The 23,581-nt window shown below is 68.3% G+C and carries 18 protein-coding genes and 1 pseudogene; 10 read left to right on the top strand and 9 right to left on the bottom strand.

Annotation, left to right across the window (positions count from 1 at the left end; genetic code table 11):
- Nucleotides 1–23: 23 nt before the first annotated feature.
- From ACFYZ8_RS23405 to ACFYZ8_RS23385, 5 genes and pseudogenes are all read right to left on the bottom strand, one after another.
- On the bottom strand, nucleotides 24–1,160 hold the full coding sequence (locus ACFYZ8_RS23405) for a cellulose binding domain-containing protein (RefSeq protein ID WP_388537205.1): 1,137 nt from the start codon (nucleotides 1,158–1,160) through the stop codon (nucleotides 24–26).
- A gap of 249 nt (nucleotides 1,161–1,409) precedes the next feature.
- Nucleotides 1,410–1,750, bottom strand: a pseudogene (locus ACFYZ8_RS23400) (glycoside hydrolase family 48 protein); the annotation flags it as partial.
- 168 nt (nucleotides 1,751–1,918) lie between these two features.
- Nucleotides 1,919–2,458: an NUDIX hydrolase gene (locus ACFYZ8_RS23395; protein WP_388537204.1), complete on the bottom strand. Its 540-nt coding sequence runs from the start codon at nucleotides 2,456–2,458 to the stop codon at nucleotides 1,919–1,921.
- 111 nt (nucleotides 2,459–2,569) lie between these two features.
- On the bottom strand, nucleotides 2,570–4,099 hold the full coding sequence (locus tag ACFYZ8_RS23390) for a helix-turn-helix domain-containing protein (RefSeq protein WP_388537202.1): 1,530 nt from the start codon (nucleotides 4,097–4,099) through the stop codon (nucleotides 2,570–2,572).
- Between the two features lie 82 nt (nucleotides 4,100–4,181).
- Entirely contained in the window at nucleotides 4,182–4,382 is a 201-nt protein-coding gene (locus ACFYZ8_RS23385; protein WP_359028953.1) for a DUF4236 domain-containing protein, read from the bottom strand.
- A gap of 688 nt (nucleotides 4,383–5,070) precedes the next feature.
- Between ACFYZ8_RS23385 and acnA the strand changes: the two genes are divergently transcribed.
- Nucleotides 5,071–7,788, top strand: a complete 2,718-nt coding sequence (gene acnA, locus ACFYZ8_RS23380) for an aconitate hydratase AcnA (protein WP_388537200.1) — start codon at nucleotides 5,071–5,073, stop codon at nucleotides 7,786–7,788.
- Nucleotides 7,789–8,110: 322 nt separating this feature from the next.
- Nucleotides 8,111–8,428 (top strand): DUF397 domain-containing protein, encoded by a 318-nt coding sequence (locus ACFYZ8_RS23375; RefSeq protein ID WP_388537198.1) that lies wholly within the window; start codon nucleotides 8,111–8,113, stop codon nucleotides 8,426–8,428.
- A gap of 265 nt (nucleotides 8,429–8,693) precedes the next feature.
- Here ACFYZ8_RS23375 and ACFYZ8_RS23370 read toward each other — a convergent pair whose 3' ends face one another.
- Nucleotides 8,694–9,149 (bottom strand): hypothetical protein, encoded by a 456-nt coding sequence (locus ACFYZ8_RS23370; RefSeq protein WP_359028945.1) that lies wholly within the window; start codon nucleotides 9,147–9,149, stop codon nucleotides 8,694–8,696.
- Nucleotides 9,150–9,194: 45 nt separating this feature from the next.
- A complete protein-coding gene (locus tag ACFYZ8_RS23365; protein ID WP_359028944.1) occupies nucleotides 9,195–10,052 on the bottom strand; it encodes a helix-turn-helix transcriptional regulator in 858 nt (285 codons plus the stop codon).
- A 579-nt stretch (nucleotides 10,053–10,631) separates the two neighbouring features.
- Here ACFYZ8_RS23365 and ACFYZ8_RS23360 point away from each other — a divergent pair.
- Together ACFYZ8_RS23360 and ACFYZ8_RS23355 are read left to right on the top strand one after the other, a co-directional pair.
- On the top strand, nucleotides 10,632–10,964 hold the full coding sequence (locus tag ACFYZ8_RS23360) for a hypothetical protein (RefSeq protein ID WP_388537368.1): 333 nt from the start codon (nucleotides 10,632–10,634) through the stop codon (nucleotides 10,962–10,964).
- Nucleotides 10,965–11,316: 352 nt separating this feature from the next.
- Nucleotides 11,317–12,381 carry a lytic polysaccharide monooxygenase gene (locus tag ACFYZ8_RS23355; protein WP_388537195.1) on the top strand — a complete coding sequence of 355 codons (1,065 nt, stop codon included), beginning with the start codon at nucleotides 11,317–11,319 and terminating at the stop codon, nucleotides 12,379–12,381.
- 262 nt (nucleotides 12,382–12,643) lie between these two features.
- Here ACFYZ8_RS23355 and ACFYZ8_RS23350 read toward each other — a convergent pair whose 3' ends face one another.
- On the bottom strand, nucleotides 12,644–13,639 hold the full coding sequence (locus tag ACFYZ8_RS23350; protein WP_388537366.1) for an acetylxylan esterase: 996 nt from the start codon (nucleotides 13,637–13,639) through the stop codon (nucleotides 12,644–12,646).
- A 204-nt stretch (nucleotides 13,640–13,843) separates the two neighbouring features.
- Between ACFYZ8_RS23350 and ACFYZ8_RS23345 the strand changes: the two genes are divergently transcribed.
- Genes ACFYZ8_RS23345 through ACFYZ8_RS23320 form a run of 6 tightly spaced genes read left to right on the top strand, consistent with a single transcriptional unit; the run spans nucleotide 13,844 to nucleotide 21,643 of the window.
- Nucleotides 13,844–14,824, top strand: a complete 981-nt coding sequence (locus tag ACFYZ8_RS23345; RefSeq protein WP_388537194.1) for an ABC transporter permease — start codon at nucleotides 13,844–13,846, stop codon at nucleotides 14,822–14,824.
- Complete coding sequence (locus ACFYZ8_RS23340) at nucleotides 14,818–15,690, top strand: carbohydrate ABC transporter permease (RefSeq protein WP_359028940.1); 873 nt, start codon at nucleotides 14,818–14,820, stop codon at nucleotides 15,688–15,690. The genes ACFYZ8_RS23345 and ACFYZ8_RS23340 overlap by 7 nt, the downstream gene beginning before the upstream one ends.
- Before the next feature lie 37 nt (nucleotides 15,691–15,727).
- The gene (locus tag ACFYZ8_RS23335; protein WP_388537192.1) at nucleotides 15,728–17,383 is read left to right on the top strand and encodes an extracellular solute-binding protein; all 1,656 of its coding nucleotides are present in this window, start codon (nucleotides 15,728–15,730) and stop codon (nucleotides 17,381–17,383) included.
- Nucleotides 17,380–18,897 (top strand): xylan 1,4-beta-xylosidase, encoded by a 1,518-nt coding sequence (locus ACFYZ8_RS23330; protein WP_388537190.1) that lies wholly within the window; start codon nucleotides 17,380–17,382, stop codon nucleotides 18,895–18,897. Before ACFYZ8_RS23335 ends, ACFYZ8_RS23330 begins: the two co-directional genes overlap by 4 nt.
- Before the next feature lie 14 nt (nucleotides 18,898–18,911).
- A complete protein-coding gene (locus tag ACFYZ8_RS23325; RefSeq protein ID WP_388537365.1) occupies nucleotides 18,912–19,634 on the top strand; it encodes a hypothetical protein in 723 nt (240 codons plus the stop codon).
- Nucleotides 19,631–21,643, top strand: a complete 2,013-nt coding sequence (locus tag ACFYZ8_RS23320; RefSeq protein ID WP_388537189.1) for a beta-galactosidase — start codon at nucleotides 19,631–19,633, stop codon at nucleotides 21,641–21,643. The genes ACFYZ8_RS23325 and ACFYZ8_RS23320 overlap by 4 nt, the downstream gene beginning before the upstream one ends.
- Here ACFYZ8_RS23320 and ACFYZ8_RS23315 read toward each other — a convergent pair.
- Nucleotides 21,637–23,580 carry an alpha-glucuronidase gene (locus ACFYZ8_RS23315; protein ID WP_388537187.1) on the bottom strand — a complete coding sequence of 648 codons (1,944 nt, stop codon included), beginning with the start codon at nucleotides 23,578–23,580 and terminating at the stop codon, nucleotides 21,637–21,639. The two genes, ACFYZ8_RS23320 and ACFYZ8_RS23315, sit on opposite strands and share 7 nt — an antisense overlap.
- Between the last annotated feature and the right edge of the window lies 1 nt (nucleotide 23,581).

Genomic DNA, 23,581 nt, shown 5'->3' with positions numbered 1-23,581 from the left:
GGGCGGAGGAAGCCTCCTGTGGGTTACGCGGTGGCGCAGGAGGTGCCGTTGAGGCTGAAGGCGGCCGGCTTGGCGAAGCTGCCGCTGTAGGTGCCCTGGAACCCGAAGGAGACCTGCCCACCTGGCGTGATGGACGCGTTGTGCGCGACGTTGGCGGCCGTCACGGATCCCGTCGACGACGACACGGTGGCATTCCAGGCGCTGGCGACTCGCTGCCCGGAGGGCAGCGTGAACGCAAGCTTCCAGCCGTCGACCGGGGAGGAACCCGTGTTGGCCACGGTGACGTCGGCGGTGAAGCCGTCCTGCCACACGCTGGTGCCGTAGGTCACTTTGCATGCGGTGGGGCCGCTGGGGGTGCCGGGGCCGCCAGGGGTGCTGCCGCCGAGGTTCACGCTGGAGGAGAACGAGTTCACGGCCAGGCCCGCGCCGTTCTGCCACGGTTCAAAGCCTGCCTGAATGCTCGTCAGGTACCAGTTGTCCTGCGCGAGTCCGCGGGAGACGGTCTGCCGGACGAAGTCCATCACGTCGAAGTTCCAGCTGTCGATCGCCGACGGCGCGACGAAGGACAGGACGTCGTTGGAGCCGTTGTTGCCGGACCACACCTGCCACTGGCGTCCGGCCACCGTGGCGGAACCGACGGGCGAGCCCACCGGCTGCACGGACCCCACACGGTTGAACCAGATCATGATCTCGGTCCGGTTCACGCCGTCGGTGCGCGGGGTCGGGTCCAGCCAGATGTCGTAGGCGGCATCGTAGGCCGCACCGCTCACGTAGCTGTAGGAGATACCCGTGGGCGCGCTCGAGATGGAGCTGAGCCGGGCCGGGAGGTTCGTGCCGGGCGAGCAGTTGGTGTAGTGGCAGCCGTTGTACACGGACGGGTACGACTTCGGGGCCCCGTTCGTCGGAACCGAGCCGTCGGCCTGGGTGACCCTGAATCCCGAGCCCGTGACGGAGATGCACTGGGTCGCGCTGGTGCCCCAGCGGTTGTTCTGCACGACGTACCGGCCCTGGATGGTGGTGGTGCCGAACGCCTCGCAGATTGTGGTGTCGGCCTGGGAGTCCGTGGCGCCGGTCAGCAGCGCGGCCAGGGCGACGAGCGTGGTCAGCAGCGCACCGCAGAGCGCGCGCATCCTGCGGGCTTGGGGGCGTGAGGGTTGCATGCGGGTCCTCCGCGAGGGATGTGGGGGGCGAGGGCTTCTGCAAGGGTTTGGGAGCGCTCCCAAACCCTTGACTCGCTGGGACTGTAGGAGAGGATCATGTTCCTGACAAGGAGGGCGGCTCGGGTGTCTTGAGGTGCTTCCCGAAGCGGCTGGTGATGCGAGGTGGGCCCCCAAGGGGGCGGAGGCCGTCCGGCTGGTGGCCCCGTCGCCGGGTGACGGGGTCGCGCACGCGGTCTCAGCGAGGGGCTGCTCGAGGAGTTCCGTGTACGAGCCCATGGCCAGGGCGATGTCCGCCTCGATCTTCGACCAGGCCGGGTCGCTCTTGCAGAACGACCGCAGCGAGGCGAAGGTCAGGCTGTCCTGGTAGTTGGTCCACATGCCGTCCAGCAGCGCTTTCGCCATCGTCTTCGCCGTCGTTGGTGTAGTCGGCGACGGTGACGTGAAGTTGGCTGTTGGCGCCGGGACTTGAGGCGTTCCAGGTGTCGGGCCGGCCCGACCACTGGAGGGACCCACTTGTCGAGGACCGCCTTGGCCTGTGCGTTCCCCGTCTGCTGGTAGTACTCGGCGACCCGTTCCATCGACCACGCCTGGGACCACGTTGCTCTTCAGTACCTGCGAAGGATCGCCAGCAGGTCGTCTGCCCGCAGGGCGAGCTGAGCCACTCCCTGGAAGGCGGACTACGCGATGCGCGCCGGCATCGGAGCGGCCGTCGACGAGTTCGTCCAACGGCCACGCCATGCGCAGGGAAAACTTGACGATCAGGAGTGCGCGGTCCGGAACGCCTGATACCGGCTGAAGGCTTCGTGGCTGTCGGGGGTGAAGCGCCACTCCAGCAGGGCGGACGTCAGCTCCGGCTCGGTCAGCCAGCCATGCCAGGCGACCTCATCGGGATCGGGGACCACGGCATCCGTCACCACGGCTTCGTGCACGCCGAGCCAGTGAGGGCTCAGACCGCTGCGGTTGAGGAACGTGAACAGCAAGCGCGGCAGCACACGAACGCCCAGCTCCTCGGCCAACTCTCGTGCGGCGGCCTGCTCATAGGACTCACCGACATGCACCGCGCCACCGACCTCGACCTCGTGGAGCCCGGGGAAGCGCGACAACTGCTCCGACCGTCGGTGGACGAGGATTCGTCCACGCTCATCACGACACACCGTCACGGCGACTCGGTGCAGCCAACCCTCCCGGATGGCTTGCCGGCGGCTGACTACCCTCCCCAGCACTCGATCTTGATCGTCGACACGCTCCACCAGTTCCTCCACGACGCACACCCTGGCAGAGCCCACCGACAACGCCATCCCGACGACCCGAAGTCCCAGAGAAGTCCCGGAGAAGTCCCAGAGATGCCACCGCACCCCTCCCTGACTCGCTGAGGAGCAGGTCAGACGGGGTGAGGTGGCATCCGCACATCAAATGTCGCGGAAGATCTCGATCTGCGCGCCGATCGAGTTGAGCCGCTCGGCCAGGTCCTCGTAACCCCGGTTGATGACATAGACGTTGCGCAGCACCGACGTGCCGTCGGCGGCCATCATCGCCAGCAGGACGACCACCGCGGGGCGCAGGGCCGGCGGGCACATCATCTCGGCGGCGCGCCAGCGGGTCGGGCCCTCGACCAGCACCCGGTGCGGATCGAGGAGTTGGAGGCGTCCGCCCAGGCGGTTCAGATCCGTGAGATAGATCGCGCGGTTGTCGTAGACCCAGTCGTGGATGAGGGTCTGGCCCTGCGCGACCGCCGCGATCGCCGCGAAGAAGGGGACGTTGTCGATGTTCAGGCCCGGGAACGGCATCGGGTGGATCTTGTCGATCGGCGCCTCCAGCTTGGAGGGGCGGACCGTGAGGTCGACCAGGCGGGTGCGGCCGTTGTCGGCGAAGTACTCCGGCGTACGGTCGTGGTCGAGCCCCATCTCCTCCAGGACCGCGAGCTCGATCTCCAGGAACTCGATCGGCACCCGGCGCACCGTCAGCTCCGACTCCGTCACCACGGCAGCGGCCAGCAGGCTCATCGCCTCGACCGGGTCCTCGGAGGGGGAGTAGTCGACGTCGACGTCGATGTGCGGCACGCCGTGCACGGTGAGGGTGGTGGTGCCGATGCCCTCGACCCTGACCCCCAGCGCCTCCAGGAAGAAGCACAGGTCCTGGACCATGTAGTTGGAGGAGGCGTTGCGGATGACGGTGACGCCGTCGTGGCGGGCGGCCGCGAGCAGCGCGTTCTCCGTCACGGTGTCACCGCGCTCGGTCAGCACGATCGGCCGGTCGGGGCGGACCGCCCGGTCGACCCGGGCGTGGTACTGGCCCTCGGTCGCGGCGACGTCCAGGCCGAACCGGCGCAGCGCGATCATGTGCGGCTCGATCGTCCGGGTGCCGAGGTCGCAGCCGCCGGCGTACGGCAGCCTGAAGCCGTCCATGCGGTGCAGCAGCGGACCGAGGAACATGATGATCGAGCGCGTGCGGACGGCGGCGTCGGCGTCGATGGCGTCCATGTCCAGCTCGGCCGGCGGGATCAGCTCCAGGTCGACGCCGCCGTTGATCCACCGCGTGCGCACCCCGATGGAGCTCAGCACCTCCAGAAGGCGGTAGACCTCCTCGATGCGGGCGACCCTGCGCAGCACCGTGCGCCCCTTGTTGAGGAGCGAGGCGCACAGCAGGGCCACGCACGCGTTCTTGCTCGTCTTGACGTCGATCGCGCCGGACAGCCGGCGACCGCCGACCACCCGCAGATGCATCGGGCCCGCGTAGCCCAGAGAGACGATTTCGCTGTCCAGCGCTTCACCGATTCGGGCGATCATCTCAAGGCTGATGTTCTGGTTGCCGCGCTCGATGCGATTGACGGCGCTCTGACTGGTGCCGAGCGCCTCGGCAAGCTGCGACTGTGTCCAGCCCCGGTGCTGCCGGGCGTCACGGATGAGCTTGCCGATGCGTACGAGGTAGTCGTCTGCCATGAGGTTGAGGCTATCTCAGATATGAGATGGCGCATTCCGGGAGGTCCGTTCGGGGGAAAGCCCGCACGGGCCTGAGGGAAGGTCAGTGGCGCTTGGAGGTGCGGGTCTTACGCCATCCGAAAGGTCCGGGCAAATCAACCGATGTCGTACGACGTCCCGTGCTGCTGTGCGTGTGCTTCGGGCCGTGGCTTCCGCCGCCCGTCGTGATGGACCAGGAGCGCCGGTTGATGTTCAGCCGCACCCCGGGAAGGATCCGGAAACTCTTGCGGAACGTGAGCGGCATGGGGGCCTCCCCTTGAAGGTCGGACGCGTGCTTTCGACGTTGTTCGAATACCCCGGCGCGGCGAAGTGATGGCTGTCGGGTTCGCACCGCCCCGCTGTGGCGGGCGAGTTGGGGCAGGGCGTGTCGTTCGCGGTGTTCGTCACCCGCGACGCCCGTGCCGGCGGCGCGCCGTCTGGATGCCGTCGTACTGCCGGGACGGCATCCGGCCGGCGCGCTCTTCCGGGTTCGGGCGAGCTGCCCGGCGACAGGTTGCGCGGCGGTGAGCGGCAGGGGCCCGGCCCGTGTCCGTGGCCGAGGTCGGCAAACCGGCCGACGCGGGCCCGGGGGGCGCGGCCGCCCTCCCGGCGGGGACCGGTCGGGCATGGCGAGGCGCAAGGAGCCCGCGAACGGCCGCCGTCAGGTCACCGGCGCGGGTCGGTCGCGGCGAGGCTCGATGCCGCAGGCGCCCCCGCTCGCCGGCGGATCCGCGGATCGCCGGGACATCACACCGAGGCCGGGCATGACCATCCGGGCCTCATGTACTAGAGTTATCTCGACATCGAGATATCTGCCGAGGCGTACCGCAGTCGCACGCTTTCGCTGGGTCTGGCAGTAAGGCATACCTAACTTAGCCTTACCTTAGCGGATCGGCCAAGACGGCGTGGCGGCAGGATGCGGTGGTAAGCGCACAAAAATGAAGGAGACTGTCGTGTCGGCGAACAGCTTCGACGCCCGCGCCACGCTCAGCGTGGGCGACGAGTCGTACGAGATCTTCCGGCTGGACAAGGTGGAGGGCTCGGCCCGCCTGCCGTACAGCCTCAAGGTTCTCCTGGAGAACCTGCTCCGTACCGAGGACGGCGCGAACATCACCGCCGACCACATCCGCGCCCTCGGCGGCTGGGACTCCCAGGCCCAGCCGTCGCAGGAGATCCAGTTCACGCCGGCCCGCGTGATCATGCAGGACTTCACCGGCGTGCCCTGTGTCGTCGACCTCGCCACCATGCGTGAGGCCGTGAAGGAGCTCGGCGGCGACCCCGCGAAGGTCAACCCGCTCTCCCCGGCCGAGCTGGTCATCGACCACTCCGTCATCGCCGACAAGTTCGGCACCCACGAGGCGTTCGCGCAGAACGTCGAGCTGGAGTACGGCCGCAACCGCGAGCGCTACCAGTTCCTGCGCTGGGGCCAGACCGCGTTCGACGACTTCAAGGTCGTCCCGCCGGGCACCGGCATCGTCCACCAGGTGAACATCGAGCACCTGGCGCGCACGGTCATGGTCCGCAACGGCCAGGCCTACCCCGACACCCTCGTCGGCACCGACTCGCACACCACGATGGTCAACGGCCTCGGTGTGCTGGGCTGGGGCGTCGGCGGCATCGAGGCCGAGGCCGCGATGCTCGGCCAGCCGGTCTCCATGCTCATCCCGCGTGTCGTCGGCTTCAAGCTGACCGGTGAGCTCAAGCCCGGCACCACCGCCACCGACCTCGTGCTGACCATCACCGAGATGCTCCGCAAGCACGGCGTCGTCGGCAAGTTCGTCGAGTTCTACGGCGAGGGCGTCGCCGCCACCTCGCTCGCGAACCGCGCCACCATCGGCAACATGTCGCCGGAGTTCGGCTCGACCGCCGCGATCTTCCCGATCGACGACGAGACCATCAAGTACCTCAAGCTCACCGGCCGCTCCGAGCAGCAGCTCGCGCTCGTCGAGGCGTACGCCAAGGAGCAGGGCCTCTGGCTGGACCCGAAGGCCGAGCCGGACTTCTCCGAGAAGCTGGAGCTCGACCTCTCCACGGTCGTCCCCTCCATCGCCGGTCCGAAGCGCCCGCAGGACCGTATCGTCCTGGCGAACGCCGCCGAGCAGTTCAAGCAGGACGTCCGCAACTACGTCGACGACGTCGACGAGTCCGGCAAGGAGTCCTTCCCGGCCTCCGACGCCCCGGCCGTCGCCCCGAACGGCGCCCCGTCCAACCCGGTCACCGTGACCGCCCCCGACGGCTCGACGTACGAGATCGACCACGGCGCGGTGACGGTCGCGGCCATCACCTCCTGCACCAACACCTCCAACCCGTACGTCATGGTCGCTGCCGCGCTCGTCGCGAAGAAGGCCGTGGAGAAGGGCCTGACCCGCAAGCCGTGGGTCAAGACCACCCTCGCCCCGGGCTCCAAGGTCGTCACCGACTACTTCGACAAGGCGGGGCTCACCCCCTACCTCGACAAGGTCGGCTTCAACCTCGTCGGCTACGGCTGCACCACCTGCATCGGCAACTCCGGCCCGCTGCCGGAGGAGGTCTCCAAGGCCGTCAACGACCACGACCTCGCGGTCACCTCGGTCCTCTCCGGCAACCGGAACTTCGAGGGCCGTATCAACCCCGACGTCAAGATGAACTACCTGGCGTCCCCGCCGCTGGTCGTCGCGTACGCCCTCGCCGGCTCCATGAAGGTGGACATCACCAAGGACGCCCTGGGCGCCGACCAGGACGGCAACCCGGTCTTCCTCAAGGACATCTGGCCCTCCGAGGCCGAGGTCAACGACGTCGTGGCGAACGCCATCGGCGAGGACATGTTCAACAAGTCCTACGCCGACGTCTTCGCGGGCGACGCCCAGTGGCAGGCGCTGCCGATCCCGACCGGCAACACCTTCGAGTGGGACGCCGAGTCGACCTACGTCCGCAAGCCCCCGTACTTCGAGGGCATGACGATGGAGACCACCCCGGTCTCCGACATCACGGGCGCCCGGGTCCTGGCCAAGCTGGGCGACTCGGTGACGACCGACCACATCTCGCCCGCCGGTGCCATCAAGGCCGACACCCCGGCCGGCAAGTACCTCACCGAGCACGGTGTGGAGCGTCGTGACTTCAACTCCTACGGCTCCCGCCGAGGCAACCACGAGGTCATGATCCGCGGCACGTTCGCCAACATCCGCCTGCGCAACCAGATCGCGCCGGGCACCGAGGGCGGCTACACCCGCGACTTCACGAAGGACGACGCCCCGGTGTCGTTCATCTACGACGCCTCGCGCAACTACATCGAGCAGGGCATCCCGCTGGTCGTCCTGGCCGGCAAGGAGTACGGCTCCGGCTCGTCCCGCGACTGGGCCGCCAAGGGCACCGCGCTCCTCGGCGTCAAGGCCGTCATCGCCGAGTCGTACGAGCGCATCCACCGCTCGAACCTCATCGGCATGGGCGTCCTGCCGCTCCAGTTCCCCGAGGGCCAGTCCGCCGCGACCCTCGGCCTGACCGGCGAGGAGACCTTCTCCTTCACCGGCGTCGAGGAGCTCAACAACGGCACCACGCCGAGCACGGTCAAGGTCACCACCGACACGGGCGTCGAGTTCGACGCGGTCGTCCGCATCGACACCCCCGGTGAGGCCGACTACTACCGCAACGGCGGCATCATGCAGTACGTGCTGCGCAGCCTGATCCGCAAGTAGGCCGCACGGACACCTGCGCCTGAGGGCCGCACTCCCGGTGACGGGGGTGCGGCCCTTCGTCGTTCCACACCGGACGGCCCCCACCTGCGCGACAGTCTTGGCGGGCTGAGCCATGCCAACTAGCCAAGGAATGCCAGTACTTGAGCCATTGGAGATGTAAAGCGGTTTGCATGGAGGGCAGTTGGGAACGCCGACGAAGTGGCTACTTGATGTGAGACCTGGCGGTCGCAATGGCGTACGGCATATCGACAGATTCGGGTATGGCTGTGGGGGACTGGGATCATTTAGGCTGAGCATGTAGTAGCTGTGTGTAGTCTTGCGAGTGCCGCGCGTGGTTCCTTGCCCTGACGTTCGGGGGCACTTGCCTGCGGCAGTGCGTGGCCGCCCACTAGCATGGACGGGCACTGCCCAGGCGCATCGGGGGAGCAGGAGGGCTGAGGTGGTGCATAGGGGGAAACCCTTGTGGCGCAGGAGCAGTAGGTGTGGCAATGAGTCGGACTGTGTGGAGGTCGCTGTGTTCGGGGACCGAGTGCTCGCCCGTGACTCCAAGGAACCCTGCTGCTCGCCCGTACAGTTCACCGCTCCGGTCTGGGCGCGGTTTCTTCACGCGGTGATACAGGACGCGTTAGAGCATTCGTGAAGTTCTTGACCGGCCATCGGCAGTAGGTAGGGGGCCTGGATGGGTGCCGAGGCATCTGCGGTGCAGCAATCAGAGAAGAAGGCGTGGAATCGGTTCGCGCTCACGACAGGGTTAGTGGCGTTCGCGCTGGGCGCCGGAGCGTTGGCGACGCTGGCCGCGGCCCTCGCCTCCCTGCTGGTCGACAGCGTGCTCGCCAAGCGGATCCTGTGGGTGACCGTCGCGGTCGCCATGGCCGTCGGCGCGGGAGTGTGGAAGGCCGGCTATGTCACTGCGGCGCCGTCCCGACCTGGTTCGGATCGCCTCCCGCAGGGTTCTGGGACACGGGCTCCGCGGTAGGCGGGCTCGATGCTCGGCGCCGCTTGATCCGGCGCATCACCCACCACTTCACGACTCCGGCTATCCCGGACGCGCCGAGGAACGTGACCACGACGGTACCTATCCGGTGCCACGGGAGGTGCAGCTCACCGGCCGCCTCGACGACGAAGAGGACCGCTCCGACCACCATCGCGAGTCCGATGAGCGCGAGAACGCCGATCCGCGTCACGAGCCTCGCCTTCACGGCGCCACGGGCGTTCTCGATGTCGATGAGATTCTTCGTCTGTTGCGGGTCCTGGATGGCCTGTGCTTTGAGGTCCTCGTCGGACGATCCAGAAGCCGCGGTGCCCTGTACAAAGGTGCGGACCCACTCTTGTAGGCCCTGAGATATCGACCTGACGACCACGTCGGTCCTCCCCTGGCTTCACCGCCAGCCATGGGCGCCGCAGAACTAGCGGGCCCCGAGGTCTTGCTTGATGCGATCGATCAGGTCGCGAGACTCGGTGTCGCCGAGTGCCAGTTCCGTGATCGTATGAAAGCACTCCTGGTAACGCGCCAGCAGCTCCAGGTCCTCGCCGCCGGTCATGCTGCCGGCGGCATGTTCCAGGTACAGCAGGTCGTCGTCGTCGGGGAAGCTCAGCAGGACGAAGCTGCCCAGAGTGCTGTAGTGCGCCCCGGCCTCGAACGGCAAGATGCGGATCGTGATGCCGTCGCGTGTGCCGAAGTCGAGCAACTGATCCAACTGCCCATCCAGGACTTCCTTTCCGCCGATCTGTCGTCGCACTGCGGCCTCGTCCAGAACGAACGTCGTGGCCGGCCTGCCAGAGCCGTCGAACATCCGCTTCTGCCGTTCCATCCTCAGATCCACGACCCGCTCGGCCCGCTCGGGCGCGAGGCCGCGAGGGGCCAGGAGGGCTTCCGCGTACGAACGGGTCTGCAGGTGGCCTGGGACGACGATGGGGTGGTATGCGTGCAGGGACGTGGCCGCGCTCTCGTAGCCCAGGTACTGGGCGAACTGAGGGGTGACGACGTCGTGATACTTCGACCACCAACTCGCCCCTTTGCTACCCCGGGCCGCCTGTTCGAGCTCCTGCACCTGGGTCGCGTCGGTGATGTGATAGAGCGTCAGCAGTGCCCGTAGGTCGCTGACGGACACGCTGACCGTACCTGTCTCCACCCGGATCAGTTTCGACTGAGACCACTCCACCTGTTCGGCGGCCTCACGCTGACTCAGACCGGCGCGCTCGCGCGCCTGTCGCAGGGCGAGACGTAGTTTGCGCCGGTTCAGACTGGGGTCCACGGGGGTCATCGCCGCTCCTTCGCCCGTGCACGTACCCTGAACCTGATCGGCCATGCACAGAAAGTTCCTAGCTTTTTGCTCCTCTCATTATGGCCCTAGCAAAGAGCATAGAGCCAAAGCCAGGAGCGTGTTCGTGGCCTGGTGCCGATGAGGTGCCGGCAGTCCTGTGAGCCCCATTGAGCTGCGACCGAGCGGGCCGTCTCGTGTAGAAGAGAACGCCGGAACGGCTGTTTGTGCTCCGAAAAGACGCGCTCCGGTTCCGAGGTGTCGGAGCACGGGAGCTCGAAGAGCGCACGAAACCCCCTATAGGTGCGCCGAGTTGCGCTCGGCGCACAAAGGCGGCGCTCGACGTGTACGGGGTGCGGTCGCCAAGTCCGCGCGCTTCGGGTGAGGTTCCCGAGACGGGAGGCGACCGCTGTTCGAGACAAGGGGACGTGGAGCTGGTCGACGTTCGGGTCAGTGATCGTAGGCGGTCAGCGCGAGGATGTGTCGAATGACGCGTGCTATGACAGCTCCGGGTGTGCGCCTTCGGTGCCGTTCCCGTTTCGCGTTCGGCTGCCAGGAGGTCAAGGAGAAGCCGAGTGCGGCCTGCGTCGTGGCGAGGGCGACCAGTTCGAGGAGAAGCCCGCCGACGCGAAGAAGCTGTTGAGTCTCCCGCGTATCGTCGCGATCTGCGACGCCACCCGCTTCATGACCGAGATGAACGGGGCCGAGGCGTTCAAGGTTCGACTCGACGATCTGCACCGGGCGAAGATCCGCCTCGCAGATGAGGTGCTGGTACTCGGCGACCACATCGGAGACAGCACCCGAGCCGAAAACGCCTACGCTCTGGTAGCGCTCGAGCCGCAGCCGTGCGAGGCCGACCGAAGCACTCACGGAAGTGTTCCTCGGCCTCACCACCGACGGCGAGTAGCTCGATGACCTGCACACGGTCCAGTCCACGCACGTCCGGTACGGACTGTGGCCCACATGCCGTCCAGGGCCGCCCAGGCCAGCTCCTTTCCAACCGGACGCCAGGAACTCGAAGCTTCCGTCGGATGTGCCGCCATCCGATCTCCGGTGAAGCCATGCCACGCCATTGACGGGAGTGCGGGCCGTTTACAACTGCGCCCCATGCCGCTATCTTCCGCAGAAGTGGGGTGGGAGCGCTCCCACGCGGACGGACCGGAACCCGCCCGCGCGCGCCGCTCCCGCCCCACGGCATGACGCACCACGCACCTCACACCACCCACACCCCGCACGGCCCGTACCCCAAGGAACGGACTGGACTGTCATGATCCTGACAAAGTTATCGAGGGTGACCCGCCCCAGAGTCCTCTTCCTGGTCCTCGTCTCCCTGCTCGCCACCATCCCCGCCCTCAGCCTGGTCCTCACGACCGGCGGCAAGGCGGAGGCCCACGGCACTCCGATGAAGCCCGCCAGCCGCACCTTCCTGTGCTGGCAGGACGCGCTGACCGACACCGGTGAGATCAAGCCGATCAACCCGGCCTGCAAGAACGCGCAGGCGGTCAGCGGCACCACGCCGTTCTACAACTGGTTCTCCGTGCTCCGCTCGGACGGCGCCGGCCGCACCCGCGGCTTCGTGCCGGACGGCCAGCTGTGCAGCGGCGGCAACGCCAACTTCACCGGCTTCAACGCTGCCCGCGACGACTGGCCGCTCACCCATCTCACCTCCGGCAAGACGGTCGACTTCTCCTACAACGCCTGGGCCGCACACCCGGGTTGGTTCTACGTCTATGTCACCAAGGACGGCTTCGACCCGAAGAAGACCCTCACCTGGGACGACATGGAGGCCCAGCCGTTCCTCAGCGTCGACCACCCGCCGCTCAACGGCAGCCCGGGCACGGTCGAGGCCAACTACTCCTGGACCGGGCAGCTTCCGGCCAACAAGTCCGGCCGCCACATCATCTACATGGTCTGGCAGCGCTCGGACAGTGCGGAGACCTTCTACTCCTGCTCCGACGTCGTCTTCGACGGCGGCAACGGCGAGGTCACCGGCATCCACGAGCCGGGCAACCCGACCGAACCGGTACCGGGCACCTGCACGGCGACCCGTAAGACCACGGGCAGTTGGAACGGCGGCTACCAGTCCGAGGTGACCGTCACCAACTCCGGCGACGTCCCGATGCTGGGCTGGATGGTCGACTGGACCCTGCCGTCCGGCCAGAAGGTCGACAGCCTCTGGAACGGCAACGCCACCTACAACGGCCAGGCGGTGATGGTCCACAACGCCAACTGGAACGGCTCGCTCAGTCCGGGGCAGAGTACGACGTTCGGCTACGTCGTGACCGGCTCCGGAGGCGACACGGCCACGGCCCTTCCCTGCCGCGTCGGCTGAATCACCGTCAGAACGTGCTCGAACCTTCCGCTCGGGGCGGACCCGGTGGGGCTGTGCGCCACCGGGTCCGCGAGCCGCGCCGGCGCAGGGGGGGGGGTGATGGCCGACGCGGATGGTGCATGGCTTGTGGCGACCCGACACGCGACAACGTTGTCGAGTGGTCTATACATGACTCTACAGCCCCAACGGACAACGATGTCAAATCAGTTGGGGGAAACGGCTGGACCGGCACCGAACCCGCACCGGCACATGTCCACCCCGGCTACCGGCTGATCGGCAACACCGTGGCCAGCCAGTCGAGTTGGCGGCGCACCTGCACCGCGTCACCGCCCTCGTGGCCGTTGTACGGATAGGCGTGGATCTCCTTGCGGGGGCCCACGCCGGTCAGTTCGCCGTAGCGGTTGAAGGCCGCGTAGGCCCCGCTCGGCGGACACACCGTGTCGCGCAGGCCCACCCCGAAGTGGGCCGGGGCGGTGGCGCGCCGGGCGAACGAGACGCCCTCCATGTACGCGAGCGTGCGATACGCGGCCTCCGCCGCACCCCGGTGCACGGAGAGGTACGCGCTGATCTCGCCGTACGGGCTCGCGTCGGTCAGGTCCAGAGCGCGCCGGATCCCGCACAGGAAGGGCGCGGTGGCCAGGACGGCCGCCAGATCCGGCACCAGCCCCGCAACCGCGAGCGCCAGTCCGCCGCCCTGGCTGTTGCCGACGGCCGCGACGCGTCCCCCGTCCACGTCCGGCAGTGCCCGTACCGCCGTCACCGCGCGCACCGCGTCCGTGATCAGGCGACGGTAGTGATAGGTGTGCGGGTCGAGCAGGCCCCGTGCCGCGGGACCCGGGCCGCCCGGTGCCGAGGCGTGCGGGTCGGGGGTCGCGCCGCCGTTGCCGTACTGGTCGCCCTGGCCGCGGTTGTCCATCAGCAGATGCGCGTATCCGGCGGTCACCCAGGTCAGCCGCTCGTGGGGGAGCCCGCGGCCGCGGCCGTAACCGGCGTACTCGACGACCGCGGGCAGCGGCTCGCGCACCCCGGCGGGTCTGCTGTACCAGGCGCGTACCGGATCGCCGGCGAAGCCCCGGAAGGTGACGTCCCAGGTCCGTGTCAGCCGCAGCCCGCTCTCCACCGGGCGTGCCGACACCAACACCTCTGTCTGCGCCGCCTCCTTCAGGGTGTCACGCCAGAACTCGTCGAAATCCGGGGGTTCCTGGACATCGGGACGGTAGTGCTCCAGCTCGTCGGCGGGCAGGTCGAACGCAGGCACAGGACACCTCGCATGAGTCGGTCCAAGTAGTGAAACTTGCGGGGACAGCCGGGCGTTGGCGTTCCCTGTCCTACCCCACTCCTGCCCCAGGTATCTCCCGCACACCCCATTGACAGCGCTTTCTCCCTGGCTCTAAGTTGCCGCGCAGTTACCGGTAAGAGCTCGAAAGTTTCGGTTCCGTGTCTCCGTCTGAGAGGACCGAGCGTGAGCACATCCGTCAAGTCGGCCTCTCCACCACTCAGCGTCGAGGACCCGCCCGGAGCCCCCGCCCGCCCCGCGCCGCGCGGCGGATGGCGCCGGTCCCTGCGCCGTGACTGGCAGCTCTACTCGCTGGCGGTCCTGCCGCTGCTGTTCTTCCTGGTCTTCCGCTATCTGCCGATGATCGGCAACGTGATCGCGTTCCGGCGCTTCGAGCCCGGCGGCTCGATGTTCGGCGAGGACTGGGTGGGCCTGCGCTATGTGCGCATGTTCCTCAGCGACCCGACGTTCTGGCAGGTGTTCCGCAACACCCTGTGGCTCGGCGGGCTCACGCTGGTGTTCTGCTTCCCGATCCCGATCGTCCTCGCCCTCCTGCTCAACGAGGTGCGCCGGCGCTCACTGAAGCGGTTCGTGCAGTCGGTGTCGTACCTCCCGCACTTCCTGTCGATCGTGATCGTCGCGGGTCTCACCATGCAGATGCTCGCCACCGACGGGCCGGTCAACCACGCTCTCGGCTGGTTCGGGCACGACGAGATCCGCTTTATCCAGGAGCCCGAGTGGTTCCGCACGATCTACGTCGGCTCGGAGATCTGGCAGACCGCCGGCTGGGGCACGATCCTCTACCTCGCCGCGCTCACCACCATCGACGAGGACCTGTACGAGGCCGCGCGCATCGACGGCGCCAACCGCTGGAAGCAGATCTGGCACGTCACCCTGCCCGGCATCCGCCCCACCATGATCACGCTGCTGATCCTCAACATCGGCACGTTCATGGCGGTCGGCTTCGAGAAGGTCCTGCTGCTGTACAACCCCCTGACCTATCCGACCGCCGACGTGATCTCGACGTACGTCTACCGGGCCGGTGTCGAGTCCAACAGCTTCAGCTACGCGGCCGCCATCGGCCTGTTCGAGGCGGTCATCGGTCTGTTCCTCATCACCACCGCCAACACGCTCTCGCGCCGCACAGTGGGGACCAGTCTGTGGTGAAGCCGAGCCGTTCCTACCGGGTCTTCCAGGGCGTCAACGGGGTGGTCCTCACCCTGGTCGTCCTGGTGACGCTGTATCCCTTCGTCAACATCGTCGCGCGGTCCTTCAGCGGGGAGCGGCAGATCCGCGCCGGTGAAGTGACCCTGTGGCCCAAGGGGTTCAACCTCACCACGTACCGGATCGTCTTCCAGGACTCGATGTTCTGGCGGAACTACGGCAACACCGTCTTCTACACGGTCGTCTCCACCGCCGTGGCCATGGTCCTGACGACCTGCTACGCCTACGTCCTGTCGAAGAGGCACCTCAGGGGGCGCGGGGTGCTCGTCGGCATCGCGGTGTTCACGATGTTCTTCACCGGCGGTCTGATCCCCAACTACATCCTGGTCACCGAACTCGGACTGAAGAACAGCGTCTGGGCCATCGCGCTGCCCAACGCGATCAGTGTCTTCAACCTGCTGGTGATGAAGGCCTTCTTCGAGAGCCTGCCGACCGAGCTGGAGGAGGCCGCGCAGATCGACGGCCTGAGCACCTACGGCATCCTCTTCCGGATCGTGCTCCCGCTGTCCAAGGCGGTCGTGGCGACCATGGTGCTCTTCTACACGGTGTCCTTCTGGAACTCCTGGTTCAGCGCCTTTCTCTACATGGACCACTCCGACCTGATGCCGGTCACGATCTATCTGCGCAACCTCATCGCCGGTGCCACCGGCGGCGGCAACGCGGGCGCCGGCACCGCGGAGCTCAGCCAGGTCGGCGCGAGCATCCAGGCGGTCACGATCGTGCTCACCGCCCTGCCGATCATCTGCGTGTACCCGTTCGTCCAGCGCTACTTCGTCTCGGGCGTGATGCTCGGCGCGGTCAAGGGCTGACAGCCCGTCAATTCACTTACGGAACAAGGGAGTATCCGTGGAGAACACCGGACAGCTGTCACGGCGTCAGATCCTGGCCGCCGCGGGATTCATCGGCCTCGCCGGTCTCACCGGCTGCGGCGGCGGTGAGGACGGAGGCGACTCGAAGGACCTGTCCAAGAAGCAGAACGGCGCGATGAAGGAGTACCAGGCCGGTCAGCAGTTCAAGGCCACCAAGGCACTGTCCTTCTCCATGCTGCACAACGACAACCCGGTCTACCCCCTCAAGAAGAGCTGGCTGTTCTGGAAGGAGGTCACCAAGCGCACCGGGGTCACGATCAAACCCCTCGACGTCCCGCTGGCCGACTACGAGAAGAAGCGCAGCGTCCTCATCGGCTCGGGCGACGCCCCCTTCATCATTCCGAAGACGTACCACCCCGGTGAGGTCCCCTTCGTGTCCTCCGGCGCGATCCTCCCGGTCAGCGAGTACGTGCACCTGATGCCCAACTTCCGCGACAAGGTGAAGAAGTGGAAGCTGGAGCCGGAGCTGGACTCCATCCGCCAGTCCGACGGAAAGTACTACCTCCTGCCCGGCCTGCACGAGAAGCCCAAGTCCGGCTACTCCCTGTCCTTCCGCACGGACATCCTCGACAAGCACGGACTGGCCCTGCCCACGACGTGGGACGAGGTGTACGACGTCCTCAAGGCGCTCAAGGCGGAGTACCCCGACAAGTACCCGTGGACCGACCGCTGGAGCACCAACACCCCCTTTCCGTGCGGGGCGTTGTTCCAGTACCTCGGCCAGGCCTACGGGGTGAAGGCCGGCTGGACGTACGACAACATCAGCTACGACACCAAGGCGCAGAAGTTCGTCTTCACCGCGGCCCAGGACGCCTACCGGCAGATGATCGAATACCTGAGAAAGATCGTCGCCGAGAAGCTCCTCGACCCCGAGAGCTTCACCCAGCAGGACGACCAGGCCGTGCAGAAGCTGCTGGCCGAGAAGTCCTACGTGATCAGCGCCAATCCGCAGGAGCTCGTGCAGAACTACCGCTACAACCTGGGCAAGCAGGTCAAGGGCTCGAAGATCGAGATGGTCCCGGTCCCGCTCGGCCCGGCCGGCCCGATCCTGCTGAGCGGCATCCGGCTGGAGAACGGCGTCATGATCTCCAGCAAGGCGCTCAAGAGCGCCGACTTCGTCGCGATGATGCAGTTCGTGGACTGGCTCTGGTACTCCGACGAGGGCCAGAAGTTCTGCAAGTGGGGCGTGGAGGGCGTCACTTACACCGAGTCCGGCGGCAAGTACACGCTGAAGCCCGGCATCTCGCTGATGGGATCCGACCCGGACGCCCCGAAGGACCTCCAGAAGGACTTCGGCTTCTTCAACGGCGTGTTCACCTACGGCGGCAGCTGGGAGCTGGTCTCCTCCAACTTCAGCCCGGACGAGAAGAAGTTCCAGGACGTCATGTCCCAGCGCAAGGAACTCCCCGTCGACCCGGCACACCCCCTGCAGTCCTTCGAGCAGGAGCAGGCGACGCTCTGGGACACCCCGCTCAAGGACCACGCCATCCAGAACACCCTCCAGTTCGTGCTCGGCAAGCGCCCCATGTCCGAATGGGGCGCGTACATAGCCGAGTTGAAGGCGAAGAACATGCAGCAGCTCGTCGACCTGCACAACAAGGCACACGAGCGGTTCAAGAAGGAGAACGGGTGATCCACCGCATCCCCGCCCAGTCGTCCGGCCCCCTCTCCGACGCCTGGCGCCACTGCGTCGGCACCGGACGGATCGAACTCGCGCTGCGCCGCGACTACCAGGACTCCCTGAAGCTCCTCCAGCGCGACATCGGCTTCCGGCACATCCGCGGGCACGGACTGCTGAGCGACGGCATGGGCGTCTACCGGCCCTACGAGTGGCCCGAGGGCGTCCGGGGTGTCCGCCACTCCTTCACCTACGTCGACCAGGTCGTCGACGCCTACCTGGAGCTCGGCATCCGGCCCTTCCTCGAACTCGGATTCATGCCCAAGGAGTTGGCCTCGGGCACGCAGACCGTGTTCTGGTGGCACGGGAACGTCACCCCGCCCCGGGACATGGGGGAGTGGGCCGGCCTGGTCCGGGGGACCCTCCGGCACCTGGTCGACCGGTACGGCCTCGACGAGGTGCGCACCTGGCCCATCGAGGTGTGGAACGAGCCCAACCTGGCCGACTTCTGGGAGGGCGCGGACGAGAAGGCGTACCACCGCCTCTACGAGGTGACCGCGGGCGCGGTCAAGGAAGTGGACGCGGATCTCCAGGTGGGCGGTCCCGCGATCTCACCCGCCTCGGACGAGTGGCTGGACCGCTTCGCCGAGTTCGCCGAACACCACGATGTCCCCGTCGACTTCGTGTCCAAGCACGCCTACACCTCGGGCCCTGCCCAGCACGTCCCCTTCGGCACCCATCAGGTCCTGGCCCCCGCTCAGCACCTCCTGGACCAGTTCGCCACGCCCCGCGCGCGTCTGAAGGGCACCAGGCTGGGCGAACTCCCGGTCCACATCACCGAGTTCAACTCGTCCTACCGCCCCGACAACCCCATTCACGACACCGCATTCCACGCGGCGTACCTGGCTCCGGTCCTCGCCCACGGCGGCGATCGCGTCGACTCCTTCGCGTACTGGACCTTCAGCGACGTGTTCGAGGAGGAGGGGCCTCCCACGGCCCTCTTCCACGGCGGCTTCGGCCTGCTCACCCACCGACAGATCAGGAAACCGACGTACCACCTGTACGCCTTCATGGCCCGCATGGGCCCCGACCTGCTCACCCGCGGCACCGACCACCTGGTCACCCGGCACCCCGACGGCCGGGTCACCGTCCTCGCCTGGGCGCCGGTCGACGCGAGCGGCGAGACCCCCGGGCCGTCCCGCCACAGGCTGCGGCTGTCCGTGCCGGTGCCGGGCGCCCGGGAGGCGTTCGTACGGCGGTCCGTGGTCGACGAGGAGCACGGCAACGCCCGTACGGCCTGGCAGCGGATGGGCAGTCCGCGCTCACCCGGCCCGCACCAGCTCGACGTACTCCACGAGGCCGCCGAGCCCGGCCGCCGGCACCTGCGCCTTCCGGTCGAGGACGACCGCACCGAACTGGACCTGACGCTGGCCCGCCACGAGATCACGCTCGTGGAGGTGAGCCCGGTCGCGGAGGAGGCACCGGAGTGGTGGGACGAACGACGACTCCTGGGGAGGGAGCCACAGTGAGCGGAGTGAGCGGAGTGAGCCGGGACAGTCGAGCGCCGGGGGCAGCCGCCCGCGCCCCCCGGCCCACCCCTGCCTCCTTCGGCACCGGATCTCTCTCCCGCGCCGCAGCCCTCATCCACACCCTCGTCACCGTCGAGGCCCTGCTCCTCCTCGCCGCCTCCCCGGGCCTGGCGGGGCTGCTCCTGCTGGGCCCCGCCCCCGCCAACCTCCCCCTCGCCGCCGTATGCCTGCTGCCCCTCGGCCCGGCGACGGCCGCCGCCCTGTACGCCCTCCATCACCGCGACCACGACCTCACCGACCTGCACCCGGCCCGGACGTACTGGCGCGGCTGGCGGCTCAACGCGCTGCCGTCGCTCAGGCTGTGGGCCCCGCTGCTGGTCTGGCTCGCGGTGATCGCCTTCACGCTCACCCACTTCACCGCCACCGGGCTGCCCGCCTGGTGGGCGGTGCTGCTCGCGGCGATCGGCGCCGGTTCGCTGCTCTGGGGCGCGCACGCGCTCGTGCTCACCGCCCTGTTCGCGTTCCGGACCCGCGACACCGCCCGCCTCGCCGGCTACTTCCTGTTCCGGCACGCCGGCGCCACCCTCGGCGCCGCCTCGCTGCTCGTCCTGACCGCCGCCGGGACCGCCGTACTGACCGAGGCCCTGCCCGCCCTGCTGGCGGCCCCACTGCTGCTGTCCCTGCTGCACAGCAGCCGCCCGGTGATCGCCGAGACCCAGAAGGACTTCACCGTATGAGCCCGTCGAGCTCCGGGATCCCGTACGGCGGCGACTACAACCCCGAGCAGTGGCCCCAGGAGGTCTGGGACGCGGACCACCGGCTGTTCACCCGGGCCGGCATCGACACGCTCACGGTGGGCGTCTTCTCCTGGTCGCTCACCCAACCCGCCGAGGACACCTACGACTTCACGGTCCTCGACCGCATCCTCGACCGGGCGGCGGCCGAGGGCCGACGGGTCTGTCTGGCCACCGGCACGGCCGCCCTGCCGCCCTGGCTCGCGCACAGGTATCCCGAGGTCAACCGCACCGACTTCGAGGGCCGACGGCACCGCTACGGCCAGCGCCACAACTTCTGCCCCAGCTCACCGGCGTACCGCAGGCCGGCCACGGCGATGGCGGCCCGGCTCGCCGAACGGTACGCGGACCACCCGGCGTTGCTCGCCTGGCACATCAACAACGAGTACGGCGGCGTCTGTTACTGCGAGCTGTGCGCCGAGGCGTTCCGGGACTGGCTGCGCGACAAGTACGAGGGAGCACTCGACGCCCTCAACGACGCCTGGTGGACGACGTTCTGGTCGCACCGCTACACCGACTTCGCCCAGATCGAGCCGCCCAACGCCCTCACCGAGCACTGGCGGGGCCCCGACCACACCGCCTTCCAGGGCTTGACGCTCGACTACTTCCGCTTCACCACCGACGCGCTGCTCGGCTGCTTCCTCGCCGAGAAGGAGGTGATCCGCGCCCATGATCCGGTCACCCCTGTCACGACCAACTTCATGGGCATGTTTCGCCCCCTCGACTACCACCGCTGGGCACCCCACCTCGACTTCGCGTCCTGGGACAACTACCCGCCCCTCGACGCCCCGCCGACCTGGCCCGCCCTCGCCCACGACCTGATGCGCGGCCTCAAGGACGGCGCCCCCTTCTGGCTCATGGAGCAGACCCCGTCCACCACGGCCTGCCGTGACGTCAACCCCCTTCGCAGACCGGGCGAGTTGCGCCTCGCCACCTTCCAGGCGATCGCCCACGGCGCCGACGCGGCCCTCTACTTCCAGCTGCGCGCCTCCCGGGGAGCCTGCGAGAAGTACCACGGGGCGGTCATCGGCCACGCGGGTCGCGACGACACCCGCGTCTTTCTGGAAGTGGCCGCGCTGGGCGAGGAGTTGGCGCTGCTCGGCGACGCGTCCCTCGGCGCCCGCACCCCCGCCCGCACCGCCCTGGTCTTCGACTGGGACAGCTGGTGGGCCCTGGAGATCTCCGACGGCCCATCCCGGCTGGTCAAGTACCAGGAGGTGGTCCACGCCTATTACCGGGCCGCCCGTGAGGCGGGCGCCGACGTGGACGTCGTGCCGCACACCGCCGACCTCACCCCGTACGACGTGGTCCTCGCCCCCGCCCTGCACATGGTCAAGGGCGACCTCGCGGCCCGCCTCGAAGCGGTGGCGGAACGCGGCGGCACGGTCCTCACCACCTTCCTCTCCGGCCGCGTCGACGAGCACGACCGCGCCTTCCTCACCGACGTGCCCGGCCCCCTCGCGCCTCTCATGGGCATCAGGATCGACGAATGGGACGCGCGCCCACCGGAGTTCACCCAGCCGGTCCCCGAACTCACCTCGTCGGGACGGCTCGTCTTCGAGATCGTGCGGCTCCGGGGCGCCGAGACGATCGCCACCTACGGCACGGACTTCTACGCCGGGACCCCCGCCGTGACCCGCAACGCCTACGGGCAGGGCGAGGGCTGGTACGTCGCCACCGCCCTCGACCAGCCGGGCGTCGACCGGATCGTCCGCCGCGTCCTGGCCCGCCACGACCTCATCGGCCCGTACGCCGGCCACGAGGGACTGGAGACGGCCACCCGGGTCGCCCCCGACGGCACCCGTCTGCTCTTCGTCCTGAACCACACCGACTCGACAGTCGAGTTGAGGGCGCACACCACCGCCACCGACCTGCTCACCGGCAAGCGGGCAGAGGCCGGCGCCCCCTTCGCCCTCGACCCGCGAGGCGTGGCGGTCCTGCGGCTTCAGTAGATCGTCCGCCCCCGCTCGTCCGGCACCCCCGACTTCCGGAAGAAGTAGCTGTTGATCTGATCGCGCCACTCGCGGGCGCTGCGCAGCTGCTCCTCGAACCGCTCCGCCCCCCGCGCGTGGCGCGCCGGGTCCACGAGGTCGACCAGCGAGGCCCAGACGTCCTGGGCAGCCTCCACCTCCTCCACGCCCTCGAAGTGCGTGTCGTAGATGTGCTGGATCACCGTCTTGCCGCTGTGCAGCATGTGTCCGTACGACACGTGGTGGAAGAACAGCAGCAGCTCGTCCGGGCAGCTCTCCACGGACTCGTACACCTCGGCCCACGGCTTGGCGTACTGCCCCGCGTATCCGGTCCCGCTCGCCACACTCCGGTCGACGCCGATGCCCTCGCGGTCGGCGAAGTGGTAGGTCCCCCACGGGCTGTACTCGTAGCCGTCGACGCTCGGCCCGTAGTGGTGCCCCGGCTGGACCATGAACCCCACGCCGAGGGGAGCGGTGTACTTCTCGTACGTCCGCCACGAACCGTCCAGCACCGAGCGCAGGCCCGCCCTGAGGCCGGGCGCGGTCCCGAAGGTGAGCCCGATCCACTCGTCGAGGACCCGATGCGGGTCGGCGCCCGGCTCCCAGGCCAGCCGCCCGAACGTGTACAGGTTCGCCTGGGCCAGCGGATGCCCTGTCCAGAACGGGTCGTCCCCGACGTTGGACACGGCGACCAGCCCACCGCGCGCCGACCCGCCGACGGTGGACTCCCCGTCGATACCGAACCGCAGCACCTCGCTCCACATCGGCCCCAGCCAGCACACGTGCCGTTGCTGCCCGGTGTACTCCTGCGTCGCCTGGAACTCCACCGCCAGCCGGGTACCGGGCATCGCCCCGATCAGCGGGGAGACCGGCTCCCGCACCTGGAAGTCCATCGGCCCGTGCTTGACCTGGAGGACGGCGTTGTCGGCGAACTCCCCGTCCAGCGGCACGAAATGGTCGTACGCGGCCCGCGCCCGGTCGGTCGAGCGGTCCCGCCAGTCCTGACGGTGGTCGTAGACGAAGGCCCGCCAGTGGACCGTACCGCCGTACGGCTCCAGCGCGGCGGCCAGCATGTTGGCACCGTCGGCATGCGTGCGCCCGTACGCGAACGGCCCGGGCTGTCCCTCGGAGTCGGCCTTCACCACGAACCCGCCGAAGTCCGGGATCACCGCGTACACGCGCGCGGTGGCCTCGGCCCACCACGACCGCACCGACTCCTCCAGCGGATCCGCGGTCGGCAGCCCGCCCAGCACCATCGGCGCGGCGAAGGTGACCGACAGATGGGTGCGGATGCCGTACGGCCGCAACGCACCCGCGATGTCCGCCACTTCACCGACCCGGTCGGTGAGCAGCCGAGCCTCGGCCGCGTGCACGTTGACGTTGTTCACGGCCACGGCGTTGATCCCGCAGGCCGCGAGCAGCCTGCCGTACTGCCGTACCCGCTCCACCTGCCCGCGTGCCCGCCCGTCCTCCCAGAACAGCGATCCTCCGGCGTACCCGCGCTCCACCTGGCCCATCACCGGGTGCACGGCCACGTTGTCCCAGTGGTCGAGCATGCGAAGCCCCGACGCAGGTTCATGCGTGGCAGGTTGAGTGTCTCCGTGAAAGGCCGACTCCCCGAGCCGTACGACGTGGAACAGCCCGTACAGGAGCCCCCGCGCGCCGGACGCCGTGACGGTCGTGCACCCGTCCCGGCGTCCGTACTCGAATCCCTCGGAGCCGTCGTCACCGGCCAGCTCCAACACCAGGTCGTACGACCCTGGTTCACGCGAGACGGTGCCTCCGAAACGGTCGCAGGCCGCCGCCACCTCCCCGTGGACCGTGTCCACCAGCGGACCCGAGCCGCGGATCAGGGTCCGCCGGGTGCCGATCGGCCGGAACGCCCCGTCCGGCAGCCAGGCCGGATCGACACCCTGCATG

Source organism: Streptomyces sp. NPDC001668 (assembly GCF_042893155.1).
Lineage (GTDB): Bacteria > Actinomycetota > Actinomycetes > Streptomycetales > Streptomycetaceae > Streptomyces.
This window is presented reverse-complemented; position numbering and strand designations above follow the sequence as displayed.

Excerpts from the sequence above, each read along its gene's own strand:
- ACFYZ8_RS23405 (WP_388537205.1), bottom strand. The coding sequence starts at position 1,160 with ATGCAACCCTCACGCCCCCAAGCCCGCAGGATGCGCGCGCTCTGCGGT.
- ACFYZ8_RS23395 (WP_388537204.1), bottom strand. The coding sequence starts at position 2,458 with ATGGCGTTGTCGGTGGGCTCTGCCAGGGTGTGCGTCGTGGAGGAACTG.
- ACFYZ8_RS23390 (WP_388537202.1), bottom strand. The coding sequence starts at position 4,099 with ATGGCAGACGACTACCTCGTACGCATCGGCAAGCTCATCCGTGACGCC.
- ACFYZ8_RS23385 (WP_359028953.1), bottom strand. The coding sequence starts at position 4,382 with ATGCCGCTCACGTTCCGCAAGAGTTTCCGGATCCTTCCCGGGGTGCGG.
- ACFYZ8_RS23365 (WP_359028944.1), bottom strand. The coding sequence starts at position 10,052 with ATGACCCCCGTGGACCCCAGTCTGAACCGGCGCAAACTACGTCTCGCC.
- ACFYZ8_RS23355 (WP_388537195.1), top strand. The coding sequence starts at position 11,317 with ATGATCCTGACAAAGTTATCGAGGGTGACCCGCCCCAGAGTCCTCTTC.
- ACFYZ8_RS23320 (WP_388537189.1), top strand. The coding sequence starts at position 19,631 with ATGAGCCCGTCGAGCTCCGGGATCCCGTACGGCGGCGACTACAACCCC.
- ACFYZ8_RS23315 (WP_388537187.1), bottom strand. The coding sequence starts at position 23,580 with ATGCAGGGTGTCGATCCGGCCTGGCTGCCGGACGGGGCGTTCCGGCCG.